This window comes from Planctomycetota bacterium (assembly GCA_018242585.1).
Lineage (GTDB): Bacteria > Planctomycetota > Planctomycetia > Pirellulales > PNKZ01 > JAFEBQ01.
This window is the reverse complement of the sequence record JAFEBQ010000012.1, coordinates 176,369-190,329: the sequence shown is the minus strand read 5'-3', so window position 1 is coordinate 190,329 and position 13,961 is coordinate 176,369. Positions and strand designations below refer to the sequence as shown.

Below are 13,961 nucleotides of genomic sequence, written 5' to 3'. Positions count from 1 at the left end.
GGATGTTTGCCGATCATGCCTGCCAACCATCGCACGATCGCGATCGCGATTCTCGGCTGGCTGTTGGCCGCGCTGGCCCGCGCCGACGTGGCCGAGGATCAATACCGCGTGGCGGCCGGGCACTACGAGGCCCATCGCTGGCAGTTGGCCTGGACCGAGTTTCAAGACTTCAGCCAACAGTTCGCCGCGCACCGGCTGGCCGATGACGCCCGGTTCTTCACGGGCGAGTCCTTGGTGCAACTACGGCGCTGGGACGAAGCGATCGAGCTGTTTCACGAGTTGGCCGCCGCGACCAAAAGCGATGTGATTGCCCGCAAGGCGTTGTTCCGCGCCGGCGAATCGAACTACTTTGCCCGCCGCTGGTCGGCCGCCGAACGCGATCTGTCGGCCTGGCTGGCACGCTGGAATGACGACCCGCTGGCGGCTTACGCCCTGGTCTATCTGGGAGACGCCAATCTCGAACTCGACCGGCTAACGGACGCCGAGCAAAATTATCGCCAGGCCATTGAGCGCTTTCCCAAGGGGGCGCTGGCACCTGACGCTCGTTTGGGACTGGCGCGAGTCTTTGTACGCGAGCAGCCATCGCAAGAGCAGCATTTGGCCGAGGCTCGGACGTTCATCGCCGACATTGCCAGGCATGGTCCGTCCCACTTAATCGACGACGCCGCGGTGATGCAGGCCGACATGGTTTACCAGGCGGGGGACTTTGCCGCGGCCGAGCGCGCTTACGCCGACGTGGTGCAACGCTTCGCGCGCAGCTCGAGCGTCGATCGCGCCCGGCTGGGTCAGGCCCAATCGCTGTACCAGTTGCACAAGTACCACACCGCGCGTCAGACGCTGGCCGAGGTTCCCGGTACGTCCACGCTTTCGGTCGACGCACAATACTGGCTCGGTTCGATCCTGCTGGCTGAAGGGGAGTCCGAGGCCGCGGCAGCCACCTGGCTGGCCGCATTGGAAAAGCATACGCCACATCGTTTGGCGCCGGCTTTGTGCCACGGCGCGGCCCAGGCCTTATTGGCCGCTGGCCAGCGTGACGCCGCCGACAAGCACTTTGCCCGGGTCACTCGCGACTGGCCCAATAGCGCCGAAGCCTGCGCGGCGGCACTGGCTCGCGTGAACCTGGCCCTCGGCCGCGGCGACTTTGCCGCGACAAAACTGCTGGCCGAGGAATTGCGCGCCGCCGTTAACGATCCGAACCTGACGGCGATTGCCGATCAACTCGACGTGCAAATCCTGATTCAACGGCACCGGCCCGACGAAGCATTGGCTCGGTTGCAGGAGATCGGCGAGTCACCCTCGCTGCCGGTGTCACAGTGGCCGGCGAGGCAGCTTTTGGCCGCCCACATCTGGCGCCCATCCGATCCCTCGGCCGCGCGCGAAATCGCGGCCGACGTCGCCGGTCATTCGGCCGGCGCCCTGCAGGCCCAGGCGTTGAATCTGTGGGCCGGGGCTTGTTTGGACCTGGGACGCTGGGACGAGGCTCTGGCACAACTGGCGGCTTGCCACAAGCTGCTCGACGCCGACTGGGCGATCAACACTCCCGACCGCGCGACGATCGATATCCAGTGTTGTGTCGCGCTGGCTTACGCCGGCCGGCTTGACGAGGCCGAGCGGGTGTGGAAGTCGCTGGAGGCAATGCAAGTCGAAAGCGCGCGCCTGACGCCGGCCGCCGAGGCGCTGGCCGAAGCGGCTCAACAAACAAACCAAACCGACAAGGCCGCGACCTGGCTCGCCTGGCTGGCCGCTCCCGAGCGCGCGCCGAGTGCGCGAAGCAAGGGGCTATTGGGCCAGGCTTGGCAGCATTATCACGCCGGCAAGCTTGACGCAGCCCGGCCGTTGTTCATCGAAGCGGCCAAGCTTGGTTCGGCGGCTCAGGCGGCCGAAGCCGAGTTCATGCTCGGCTACATTGCCCAGCAGCAAACGCAACATGCGGCCGCGATTGAGCATTACCTGAACGTGCCGATTCGTGATCCGGCGAGTCCGCGGGTTCCGGCGGCCTTGCTGGCGGCGGCGCGACTGGAAGAACAACTCGAACACAGCGAGCGCGCGGCGCGACTCTATGAGCAATTGCTGAATCTGTCGGCGGCCGCCGCGCAGCATGACACGGCGCTGTATGGCCTGGCCTGGGCGCGTCGCCAGGCGGGAGATGCCAAGGGGGCCGACAGCGCGCTCGAACGACTGCACGTCAAGTTTCCCGACAGCCAATACTGGCACGATGCGGTCTACCGCCTGGCTGAGCACGCCTTGCAGGCCGGCGATGAAGTGCGCAGCTCGCAACTGCTGGGCGAGTTGCTGGGCGCGAACCCCAGCGAGTCGGTTCGCCGTCACGCGCAGTACCTCCTGGTACAGTGCGCCATTCGTGCTGGCCGCTGGGACGAGGCAACCGAGCCACTCGAACAACTAGCCGCTCAGACTGCCGATGTACAACTGGCACGTCTAGCCCGATTCTGGCTGGCCGAGCGTTCGTACCGCCGGGGAGATATCAAGGCTGCCGCGTCAGCCTTCGACACCTTGGCCAAAGAGCCGGCCCACGATACGTCGGCCGACATGACGGCGCTGCGTCGCGCGCAAATCGCCGCCCAGGAAAAGCGTTGGGACGACGCCCGCGAGCTGGCCGATCGTTTGCTGGCCGAGCGCCCGGACTTCGAGCCTCGTTACGAGTTGGATTACGTGCGCGGTCGCTGCCTGGCGGCGGCAGCCCAGTTCGACGAAGCCCGAACCGCCTTTCAGCAAGTAGTCCGTTCCGATCAGGGCGCGCGAACCGAGACGGCGGCCATGGCCCAATGGATGATCGGCGAGACTTATTTTCATCAGAAGAACTACGAGTCAGCGCTTCGCGAATACCTGCGCGTGGAAATCCTCTACGCCTACCCCAACTGGCAGGCTGCCGCCCTGCTCGAAGCCGGTAAATGTTACACCGCTCTGGGCCAATCGGCCCAGGCTGTCGAAAGCTATGTCCGCCTGTTGAAACACTACCCGAACACACCTTACCAGGCCGATGCGGCCCGGCTGCTGCAATCGAGCCAGCAACCCGGCGAGAAGCGTTAAACGCTTTTACTCCAATTGCATCGTCTGTTTGAAAACGAGGAAAGCCTTGCGATGAAATCACGACAACCAACGCGCAACCGCCGCACGGATCTGATTCGCTACGGCGTGGCGCTGGCGCTGACGCTGGCGATCTTGCTGGCCAACACGGGTATCGGTCTGGCCGACGGGGCGCCGGGTGCCGCGGCCGCCGACGGTGCGCCAGGCGGCTCGATTCCATCGAAGAATCTGCTCGAGATCATCCAGGCCGGCGGCGTGCTGATGATTCCGATCTTCTTCTGTTCGATTCTGACGATGGTGTTCACGCTCGAACGAGGACTGGCCCTGCGCCGGTCGCGGGTCATTCCTGGCCCGTTCGTCAAGCGGCTGTTGCACCAATTGCGCGAAGGGCAGCTCGACCGGGACGAAGCCCTGGAACTGTGTCAGGAAAACCGCAGCCCGGTGTCCGAGGTGTTTGGCGCCGCGATTCGCAAGTGGGGTCGCCCAGGTGTGGAAGTTGAACAAGCGGTCCTCGATCAAGGGGAACGCACGGTCAACGGGCTGCGCAAATACGTCCGCGTATTCAACGGCGTGGCTACCATCAGCCCGCTTTTGGGTCTGCTAGGCACGGTATTTGGCATGATCCGCGCGTTCAACGAGATCGCCTCGTCCGACGCGATGGGACGGCCCGAATTGCTGGCCGGCGGTATCAGCGAAGCACTGATTACCACGGCTGCTGGTTTGTGCGTGGCGATTCCGGCCCTGGCTTGCTATCTGTTCTTCATCAGCCGCGTCGACCAGTTGGTCATGGCGATCGACTCGCTGGGACAAGACGTGGTCCACATCATCTCGGCCGAAGGGCTGCAAAGCACCCCCACGCCCAAAAGCAGCCGCTCGCGCCGCGAAGCCGCCTAGGCACATTGCCGCGCGCCGCACTGAACCGAATATCCATCCTCCGCGTCGGTAGCCTACGACCATGCCGCTGAAAACTCATGTCGACGAAGCGCCCGGCTTGAACCTGACGTCGATGCTCGACGTGATGTTCCTGCTGATCATCTTCTTTATGGCTGGCACCAAGTTCACCGAGTTGGAGCGGAAGCTCGGGCTGCGCGTGCCCCAGGTGAGCGACCATGCCGCGCTGTCGCCGGCCCCCGAAAAGAAAGTCGTCAACGTCTATCGCGATGGCCAGATCGTCATCGATCGTCAGCCGGTCACGCTCGACGAGTTGACGGCGACGCTGGCTTCGGCCCGTTCGCAATATCACGACCTGGGCGTGTTGGTGCGCGGCGATGGCCAGGGACAGTTCCAGAACGTGGCCGAAGTGCTCAACGCCTGCAAGCGGGCGGGGATTTCCGAGCTGGCGATTTCGGTTCGACTGAGCCAGGAACGACGTTAACCGATGCCGACCGCGCTGCACATCTCGAGCTTGCTGGCCGTCAACCTGGGCTGGGGTTGGCTGGCGCTGTGGGGCGTCTTGGGCCTGGTGACCGCGGGCCTGGTCGTCCTCATGCTCACGCGCTGGGGACACTCCGAGCCGCTGCACAAGTGCGTGGCCCTGTCCCTGCTGGTTCACTTGATGTTGGCGCTATACGCCGCCACGATTCACATTGCCACCAACCCGCCCGGCACGGGCACTTCGTACACCACGGTCGCTTTACACGGGACATCAGAGCCATCGGGCCTTGATGGGGCCGACCTTGAAGCACCCTGGGAGCAATTCTCGACCGAAGAGATTCCACACCTGGCGGAGCAAACGCTCGAACGTCTGACGACGACCGACGCGGCCCTGGCACTACCGGCCGCGGCACACCGCCCGGCGGTTGAATCGGTTGCCGCGATTGCTACCTCCGCGCCGACGGTTACATTGCCGCCGCTAGAAGCTCCGGAACGTACCCCCGCTCCGCCGGCCACAGCCGTTGCCGCGGTGCCCGAAAAAACGGCGGCCCACTTACCGACGGCGACTCCGGCCGAGTTGCCGCGTGCCGCGAGCGATCAGCCAGCGCCTGACGTCACGCGGATGACGCGGCCCGATCCTGCGCCGACGGACCTGGGCCCCGCCCCCACGACGCCGGAATTGCGTCCCACCATGACCGCGGCCGCGCCGCCGCCGGCCATCGATCCGAACGATCGCCCTGGACCAGCGCCGACTGAAACGACCACAGCGCCGACCACTGAGACCGCGTCGAATCAGCAGCCGACAGCGCCGCTGGCCAACGACCCGCTCGTCAAACAGATGCTCGGCGCGGCTGGGGCGTCGCTGCCCAAAGTCACGGCTGGCCCGGTCACACCGGACCACGCCCGGCCGCACATCTACGATCTGCGCTTCTCGCCCGACCGCGCCGCCACGGCCGAACAGAGCGGCGGCTCCGAGGACACCGAGGCGTCGGTTCGCGCCGCATTGCGCTGGTTGGCCAAGGCGCAAAGCCCCGACGGCCGCTGGGACGCCGACCGGTTTGGCGCGGGGCAAGAGCCGCACTTGCTAGGGCAAGACCGCCGCGGCGCGGGGGCCGAGGCCGACACCGGGATCACGGGATTGGCTTTGCTGGCGTTCCTGGGTTCTGGCCAGACCCACACCCAAGGCGAATACCAGCCGCAAGTTGCTCGCGGCCTGAACTATTTGATCGCGATGCAAGGGCCACGCGGCGAGTTGGGCGGCCACGCCGCGGTTTACGAGTTCATGTACTGTCACGGCATGGCGGCGCTCGCCTTGAGCGAAGCGTACGCCATGACCGGCGATAAACGCCTGGCCGCGCCGGTACAGCGGGCCGTGGCCTACACCGTGGCTAGCCAGAATAGGGCCACCGGCGGCTGGCGCTACCGGGCCGGCGACGTGGGCGATATGAGCCAGTTCGGCTGGCAGTTGATGTTTCTGAAGAGCGCGGACCTCGCAGGTATACCATTGGGGGCAGGCACGCGAGAATTGATGCAGCGATTCCTGGCCAGCGCTTCGACCGGCAAGCATGGCGGACTAGCCAGTTATCGCGCCGGCGAACAGGTGAGCCGCACCATGACGGCCGAGGGACTCGTCTGCCGCGTGTTCCTGGGATCCCACAACAGCCCGGCGTCCTTGGCCGAGGCGGCTGACTTTGTGATCGAGGAAGTGCCGGGCACGTCGCCGGCCAACTTCTATTACTGGTACTACGCGACGCTAGGGTTGTATCAGTTGCAAGATTCGCGCTGGGGTCGTTGGAATCAGGCTCTGTCCGGACGGTTGCTCGACCTGCAGCGTCGCGACGGATCGTTGGCCGGCAGTTGGGATCCTGACCCGACTTGGGGCGCTCACGGCGGCCGGGTCTATGCGACGGCCTTGGGGGCGCTCTGCTTCGAGGTCTATTACCGGTATTTGCCGCTGCATATCGAGGCAGCCGGCGCTGATCGCACGCGGCGCTAAGCGCGCCTGGCGCGGCGGGGCATTCTCGCTTGCCGCCCAACAGTCGGTAGAATGCAGGCTGGCGTGTCGCCAGACACCGAGCAACGACAAAGTGTCATGCCGCCGATGCCGGTTGTGCCGACATTAGCGACGGGCGGCGGTTTCTCGCCGGCAAAAGCAAACCACCCCATCTGGTTTGTCGAATGCGGCGCCAGTGGTGACCTACGTTTGTCCAAAGTCGAGCTTGCGTGAAGACAGCAAGGTCGACTAGTGGACGAAAACGACCACGGATTCTTTGTTGATTCAGGCCCGAAGCGCGAGCTCCGGGCAGAAGATCATGGCTACCCAACCCGATCGCCGCAGCGCCTTTCGATCGCCACTGCCACCGAATCAGCGGAACGGCACGCTGGTTCGCGGCAAAGAGGCCATTCCGGTCAGTGTCGTTAACGAATCGGCCACGGGCTTTCTGGTGGCCGCTGATCACTTGAACGAGATGAATGTCGGCGAGGTGTTGCGCTTCCAGGTCGGCGACCGCCGGCTGGAAGTGCGAGTGGCCCGCTTTGGACGCGACGGTTCACGGACACGGATTGGGCTCGAACTGGTTCGCGAGCTGAGCTATGACGAACGCGGCACCACGTTCGACATCACTGATTCGAACCGCATCCCGGTGGCCCGTCGCAAGGGAACCTGGCTGGCGATCGCCACGCTGGGCATGTTGGCGGCGCTGACCGTGGTGTTCGCCTATCAGCAATATGTTGGGCCGTCGAAGTCAAACGAAAGCGACAAGCAAGCGTTGCCGGCCTACAACGGCATGAGCGATGAACTGCGGGCCCGATTGCGACAAGGTCCGGATGTGGTCAATCTGCTCAATGACGAAATGGTTCGGATACTTGATCTGACCAGCGCCCAGCAAGGGGCAATTGGTGCGTTGGCCAGCGGCGACTCGAAGGACGATGCGCAAACATTGTTTAATCACGCAGTCGAATTGCTCCGCGTCGATCAGCAGTTGAGGTTGCACACGATTCTCGACGCAGCCTCGAGCCCGCTGACCAAGTTGAATCAATATGCCAGCCGCTGGCCCACGGCCGATTCGGCCGAGTTGTATCGCCGGCTGGGCATGGGGGCCTTGGCGCTGCCGCGCGTGGCCGACAGCCTGGAGTTTACGACCGAGCAACGGCGGCAACTGCCAGCGCTGGTGGAAAAGGCCCTGGAAGACGCCGAAGCGCTGAAGCGCGAGGCCGAAGTCGATCGCCGCGGTAATCGGGCAAAGTTGCTCGTCGAAGCCAATTCGCGCTTGGAACAAGCCCGCGACCAGGCGCTGAAGTTGCTAACCGATAGCCAGCGTAAGCGACTGGGCATCTTGTCGAAGTAGTCGGCTCGCGAGTTGCAGAACCTTTCGCCGACTCAGCACCAAAACATTAGCCCCCGGTCAATGATCGGGGGCTTTGTGTTTGCCAGTGATTACGCTCTCACTTGATCGCGTCTTTGTTTTCCGACGGCGCATCGAGCGGAACTTCTTGCACGCGCCCGCCCCACCAATCGGCGAAGTAGCGTGGGTCGGTGATCCGCAGCGTCTGTCCCGGCTTGCCCGCCCGCTGGAAATACGTGCGAAAGTTGCGGTAACTCGGCGACACCGGCACGGCCAGCTTTTCCCACGTGGCACCGGGCAACACGAAGCCCGGCTCAGCTCCTACTGTCTCGGCATGGAGCGTGTTACCCGAATACAGGCAGTGGGACAGGTAAGCGTCGACCACGCCAAAGTAATAGCCGATCGGCGAGACCAGCAGCAGCACGGCGGCGACTTGAGCCCACCGCGCCACATGCCGCCAGTCGACCATCACAGGCTCGTGCCACGGCCAGAACAATCCCCAGCCAGCCACGGCGAGCACCAGGTTCCAGGCCCACACCGATTCGTTCCAGTACAAGCCTACTGGTGATAAGGTTAGAAAGATGCCCAGGTGAAACAGCGTGGCCGCCACGACCACCGGTCGTCGCAGTCGCGGCCACCACAACAACACGCCGAACAGCAGTTCGGGCAGCGCCATGGCGATGCCCAGCGGTCGGGTTTGGTCGTCCGAGACTTCTCCAAGCCAAGGGTCCATCAGGTAGGGGACGACGTTATCGTAGAAGCCAGCGCTGAGCAGCTTGTGCCCGCCGGCCCACAGCCACATGGTCATCAGGTGGGCCCGACCGACGAAGCGCGCCGACGGAGCTTCGAGCGTGCCGAGCATCACCAGGGCCATCGAGATGATCTCGGGCTGTTCGCGCGTCTGGTCGCAGACAATCGCCAGCACGATCGTCGCCAGGTGCGCCACCATGCCCCAGCGCGGCTGCGCCAAAACCCACAGCGCCGTGACGATCATCAGCAAGGCAAACCCGACCTGCGGCAGGGGCAGCAGGGGCAACATCGGCGGGAACTCGCGCACCTGCCACAAGTCCCACGTCACGGCCACCGTGGCCACCTGCCCCAAGACGGCAGCAAAGCGAACCCCTCGCGGTAGCCAAAGGTTCCAATCAACCGGCGGTGCGGGGGGGCAGGGTGCAGGTTTGTGAGGACGTGACACTTGGTAGCGCGATTCTTGGAGTGGTTCCCGCGGAAGAGAGGCCCTGAGCAGGGGGCCAGCTAATTAACGAGCGATTGGCGCAGGATGCCTTAGGATAGCGTACGCCCGCCGTTTGATGCCACAGCGAACTACTTATCCGTGGCGTCGATCACCGGGCGGACGTTCAGCAGCCGGGCTTGCGGCCGCACCCGTTCGATGGACACCGCCTTGGGTGTCACTACGGTTGTTGTGTTGCCGGCTTCGTCGCGCACTTCCAGGCGAATGAACACCTCGTCGGCCACCCGGCTGTCGAGCCGCCAATCGTACTTGCCGGTGTTCTCCAGGCCGGCGGCAATCGTCGTCCACGGGCCTTGAGCCGTGGGGCCATAGGCCAGACTGATCGGCCGCGCCGCAAATTGCTGATCGGCCGCGTGCCAGTGAATGGTCAGTTCACCGGGGCGCGCCGTCATCGACGCCACGTCCACGTCCAATTGCGCCTCGGGCGGGGTCGTATCGACGCCGACCCAAATCTCGGGCAGATCGCCGCTACGCGGCAGCGAGCTGCGCAAGCCCGAAGCGGTCTCGACGACAATGCGGAATCCGTACGTTCCCTCTTCGGGCACGCTGACGACCATCGGCGAGCGATTGTCGTCGTCGGCTTGCCATAGATCCCAATTCAGTCCGCCATCGCGGGTCATCCACAACTCGACCTTCGACACGCCTTCGGGGCCGACGCTGGCGATGTCATAGGCCAGTTCGAAACGCCGCTTGTTGACCATCGGCGCGTGAACGCCGGCGGGCAGGTGTGAGCCTTGCGAAGCAGCCGGCGCGCCCGACAATCGTGGCCCAGCCAGGTTGGCCGGCGGCTCGGGCAACAGTTCAACCGCGCGATCGGCCTGTGCCTCGGCAGGCAACATCCGAATCGGTCCCAAGTCCCCCGTGGGCGAAGCCCGCTCAGAGCGAATCGGCGACCAGCCCGAATTGTTCGGCGTGATCGCGAGCGGCGCGTTGGCCGGGCGCTGGCTGGTTGTCGGCGTCGGCAGATCGTTGCCATTTGAAACGGGAAACGTCCGCGGCAGGTGCGGCACGTTGTTCGTTGGAACGCCGCGACCGATCATTTCGCCGTCGATGCGCGGGCCCATTTCCGGTCGCGGCGCGGCGATTGGTTCACCGCTGGCGACGTGACGCTGCCCGGTTTGTATCGGCTCGCCGTTGCGTGCCAAGGGGACTTGTGTTGGCTGGCGTGGGGCGGCTTGGACCTCGGCTTGGGCAATCGCCCGGTTGCCGGCCACGTCGGTAATCTCGGCGCGAATCGACAACGACTGGGTCCGATCGGGCCACAACGTCGTCTCGCCGGTAAACCGGTCGCCGGTGTTCTGATAGCGGTTCGGGTCAACGGCGATCGGCTGCCAACCTTCGCCGGCCGCGCCCGCCGCCTGATAGGAAAGCTTGAATGATTGGCGCTTCAAATCAGCGTCGACAATCCGCCAGCGGATTTCGATTTCGTTGGCGGGTCCGCGCCGCGCGTCGAGTTCGATCTGCGGCAGTTCGGTATCGATCTGAACTTGCAAGCTCGGTTGCGGCTGGCCTTCGGGATGCAACCGCCCCTGGGCGTCGAGCGAACGAACCGCGAACCAGAACTCGCCGTCGTGTGGCGCTTGGAAAATGAAGCGCCGGGCGTCGGCTCGGGCGCGCTCGACAAACCGCCAGGTCGCGCCTCGGTCTTCCGAGACGTCCAATTGCACTTCGGTCGGAAGTGCGGTCGGCCGGGCGGCGTCGAAGTTGAAGGTGATCGGCACCGTCCGGGTTCGTATCGGCACCGGGCCGTTGGCCTGGGCGCTGGCGCAGCACGCGGCCACGCACGCCAAAGCCAACCAATGGGCCGCCCGCCGACGCATACACTCACCCCCAAAATGCCGATACTATCTCCTTCTATTTATCGGACGTAAAAAGCCTGCGTCTTGAGGCGAGGGAAGCGATTGACGCAAGTTTGCCGGCGGCGCAAACCATGCTGGGGTAGGGTGTTACGGAATGGTGATAGCTGCTGGCAATGGGGTGTGGCGGAAGCAGCGCACCGAACGGTTGTCGAAAGGCAATTAGCCCCGGGCGCTGCGAACCGCGTCCACGTACTCGCGGGCCACCGTTTCGATCCGCTTGAAATCCCCCCGGGCGATCGCGTCGGCCTCGACCATCGACGAGCCGACCCCCACGGCACAGGCCCCCGCCTTGATGAACGCCCCGATGTTTTCCAGCGTCACGCCGCCGGTCGGCATCAGTCGCACCTGGGGCAATGGTCCGCGGATGTTTTTGACGTAACTTGGTCCCAGGCTATCGCACGGGAAGACTTTCACCACGTCGGCCCCGGCTTCCCAGGCGGTCAGGATCTCGGTCGGAGTCATCGCGCCGGGCATGATCGGCTTGTCGTAGCGACGACACATGGTAATCACTTCGGGACGGACGACCGGCGTGACGATGAACTGTGCCCCTGACAGGATCGCGATCCGCGCCGTTTCGGTATCGAGCACCGTGCCGGCGCCAAGCGTAATTTTATCTCCAAGTCGGCTTGCGACTTGCTCGAGCACGCGGTGCGCCTGTGGCACGGTGAAGGTGACTTCGATACCCGTCACGCCGCCGGCGTACAGCGCCTCGGCCACGTCGGCCAGCTTGTTTCCGTCGGGCGCTCGCAGAATGGCGACAATGCCCGATTCGAGCAGCCGATCGAGGATAGTTGGCTTGGACATGTCGTCGTTCCTGCCTTGGGCGAATGAAAAAAGCAATGCCGCCGAGCTTAACGTCCATGCGAGCGGTTGGCCAGCCGCGTCAACAAGGCGTGGGCCGCGCCGGTGTCGATGGCCGCCGCGGCGCGTTCAGCCGCGGCCGGCAAGCTCCGCTCGGCCCCAGTCACCCACAGGGCCGCCGCCGAGTTCAGCACCACCACATCGCGCGGCGCGCCGCGTTCACCACGCAGCACACGGTCGATCATGGCCGCGCTGGCTTCCGGTCCATCAACGCGCAGGGCGTCGAGCGGACTGGCGGTCAGGCCGAAATCGGCTGGCTGCCAGACGAATTCCTTGATTCCCTCGGGCGTAACATCAGAAACGCGGGTCGTGCCCGAGCAAGTTACCTCGTCGAGCCCGTCCTCGCCTCGGACGACCAGGGACCGCTGCGTGCCCAGCTTCCGTAGCGCATGGGCCACCAGCGGGCGCAATGCCTCGCGCCCCACGCCCACGACCTGAAACGGCGCCCGGGCTGGATTGGCCAGCGGTCCCAGGATGTTAAAGATCGTCGGCACGCCCAGACTCTGGCGCACCGCTCCCACCTGCTTCATGGCGCCGTGGTAAAGCGGGGCAAAGCAGAAACAAATGCCCAGTTCGTTTAACAGTCCCTCGACCTCGGCCACACCGGCCTCGATGTTCAGGCCCAATTGCTGTAGCACGTCGGCCGAGCCGCTACGGCTGGTGACGCGACGGTTGCCGTGCTTGGCCACCGGCTGGCCGGCGGCGGCGGTGACCAGGGCGGCGGCGGTGCTGATGTTGAACGTGGCCGAGCCATCGCCACCCGTGCCACAAGTATCGACCAGGTTGCGAAATCGCGACTCCAGCGGGGTCATGTGTCGGCGCATCGCCTCGGCCGCGCCGGTCACTTCCTCGGCCGTCTCGCCATTTTGGCGCAGGCCCAGCAGCAACGCGCCAATCGCCTCGGGCTGCCACTGGCCACGCATGATCGAGTCGATCACGTCGGCCGTTTCGGCCTGGGAAAGGTGCCCTCCCGCGTTGACGCGATCTAAAATCTGCCGTGAATTGACGGTCATGCGCGCTCGGTCGCTGGCGGGTGCGGGGTCAGTTGATGAGGAACCGCAGGTGGGTAGCCAAGGCCCTCAACCGACAATAAGCGTTCCATCTTGCACGTCAAGTCGGGGGCGAAAACCGGGGCAAGTTTCCTTCCAACGGGCCGGTGTCCTCTTATACAATGCGTCGAGCCCAGGCGGCCCTTCTGGGGGCATGCCGAGCCACCAGACGCGCCGAACCGCCCCAGCCGGGGGTGAATCGTGATACGGAGATCGTCCGAACGATGCGAAGGAAGGTGATTCTCGATATCGACCCCCACGTCGACGGCGCGCTGGCGCTGACCGTGGCGCTGACCGATCCGCGCTTGGACGTCGTGGCCGTGACGGCCGTGGCGGGAAGTCTTTCCGCCGAGCAAGCGACCCGCAATGTAGTGGCGCTGGTCGAACAGTTGGATCCCCCCCGCTGGCCGCGCATCGGCGCCGCCAGCGAACCGGAAGCCGCGCCGGCTGCTCGCTTGCTAAGCGCTCAGTACGGGCCCGATGGACTCGGTGGCGCGAACCTGGCGGTGGCCGACTTGCATCATCGGCACCCGGCCGAAAAGGTGATCACCGAGGAGATTCGCCGCGCGCCGGACGAAGTGTCGCTGGTCTGCTTGGGGCCGCTAACCAATGTGTGGCAAGCGCTGCGCCGCGATACCACGCTGGCCGCCATGATCGACCGGGCCGTCGTTGGCGGCGGTGCCTTGGCCGCGCCGGGAAACGTGACACCGGCTGCCGAGTTCAATATTTTCTTCGATCCCGTCGCGGCCCGCGATCTGTTCCACGCTCGGCTGACCAAGCTGCTGGTGCCGCGCGACGTGACCACGCGCGTGCCGTTTGGGCTCGACCGCCTGGACCAACTGCCCGACTTGACGACGAACTTGGGACGTGTGCTGCGCAATCTGCTCCCCGTGGCGTTTCGCGCCTATCGGCAAGACCAGGGGATGGAGAGCATCTGGCTGCCCGGGGTGGTGGCGCTGTGGGCACTGATTGAGCCCGAGCGGTTCACCTTTGAGCGAATGGCGGGCGATGTTGAATTGCACGGCGAGCTGACCCGCGGCATGACGGTCTTTGATCGCCGGCCCCAGCGCGAATGGCGGGTGAACTTTGACGTCGCCACCGAAGTCGACGCCACCGGGCTGCTGGACTCGCTGGTGCGGCAACTAAACGCCGTGGCTTAAACACCGTGGCCTACGCG

At 64.8% G+C, this 13,961-nt stretch carries 10 protein-coding genes; 6 read left to right on the top strand and 4 right to left on the bottom strand.

What is annotated here, in order from left to right:
* Nucleotides 1–15: 15 nt before the first annotated feature.
* The 5 genes from JSS27_06955 (at nucleotide 16) to JSS27_06935 (ending at nucleotide 7,766) form a co-directional block, all read left to right on the top strand.
* Complete coding sequence (locus tag JSS27_06955; GenBank protein MBS0208679.1) at nucleotides 16–3,048, top strand: tetratricopeptide repeat protein; 3,033 nt, start codon at nucleotides 16–18, stop codon at nucleotides 3,046–3,048.
* A gap of 51 nt (nucleotides 3,049–3,099) precedes the next feature.
* A complete protein-coding gene (locus JSS27_06950; GenBank protein MBS0208678.1) occupies nucleotides 3,100–3,939 on the top strand; it encodes a MotA/TolQ/ExbB proton channel family protein in 840 nt (279 codons plus the stop codon).
* A gap of 61 nt (nucleotides 3,940–4,000) precedes the next feature.
* Nucleotides 4,001–4,420: a biopolymer transporter ExbD gene (locus tag JSS27_06945; protein MBS0208677.1), complete on the top strand. Its 420-nt coding sequence runs from the start codon at nucleotides 4,001–4,003 to the stop codon at nucleotides 4,418–4,420.
* A 3-nt stretch (nucleotides 4,421–4,423) separates the two neighbouring features.
* Nucleotides 4,424–6,415 (top strand): hypothetical protein, encoded by a 1,992-nt coding sequence (locus JSS27_06940; GenBank protein ID MBS0208676.1) that lies wholly within the window; start codon nucleotides 4,424–4,426, stop codon nucleotides 6,413–6,415.
* A gap of 316 nt (nucleotides 6,416–6,731) precedes the next feature.
* Nucleotides 6,732–7,766, top strand: a complete 1,035-nt coding sequence (locus tag JSS27_06935; protein MBS0208675.1) for a hypothetical protein — start codon at nucleotides 6,732–6,734, stop codon at nucleotides 7,764–7,766.
* 97 nt (nucleotides 7,767–7,863) lie between these two features.
* Here JSS27_06935 and JSS27_06930 read toward each other — a convergent pair whose 3' ends face one another.
* From JSS27_06930 to trpD, 4 genes are all read right to left on the bottom strand, one after another.
* Entirely contained in the window at nucleotides 7,864–8,847 is a 984-nt protein-coding gene (locus JSS27_06930) for a hypothetical protein (GenBank protein ID MBS0208674.1), read from the bottom strand.
* Nucleotides 8,848–9,086: 239 nt separating this feature from the next.
* Nucleotides 9,087–10,835, bottom strand: coding sequence for a hypothetical protein (locus JSS27_06925; protein MBS0208673.1), 1,749 nt, complete (start codon nucleotides 10,833–10,835; stop codon nucleotides 9,087–9,089).
* Between the two features lie 198 nt (nucleotides 10,836–11,033).
* Nucleotides 11,034–11,678, bottom strand: coding sequence for a bifunctional 2-keto-4-hydroxyglutarate aldolase/2-keto-3-deoxy-6-phosphogluconate aldolase (locus JSS27_06920; GenBank protein MBS0208672.1), 645 nt, complete (start codon nucleotides 11,676–11,678; stop codon nucleotides 11,034–11,036).
* A 47-nt stretch (nucleotides 11,679–11,725) separates the two neighbouring features.
* Complete coding sequence (gene trpD / locus JSS27_06915) at nucleotides 11,726–12,748, bottom strand: anthranilate phosphoribosyltransferase (protein ID MBS0208671.1); 1,023 nt, start codon at nucleotides 12,746–12,748, stop codon at nucleotides 11,726–11,728.
* Between the two features lie 260 nt (nucleotides 12,749–13,008).
* On the opposite strand from trpD, the gene JSS27_06910 reads away from it, so the two are divergent.
* Nucleotides 13,009–13,944, top strand: a complete 936-nt coding sequence (locus JSS27_06910) for a nucleoside hydrolase (protein ID MBS0208670.1) — start codon at nucleotides 13,009–13,011, stop codon at nucleotides 13,942–13,944.
* The last annotated feature ends 17 nt before the right edge of the window (nucleotides 13,945–13,961 follow it).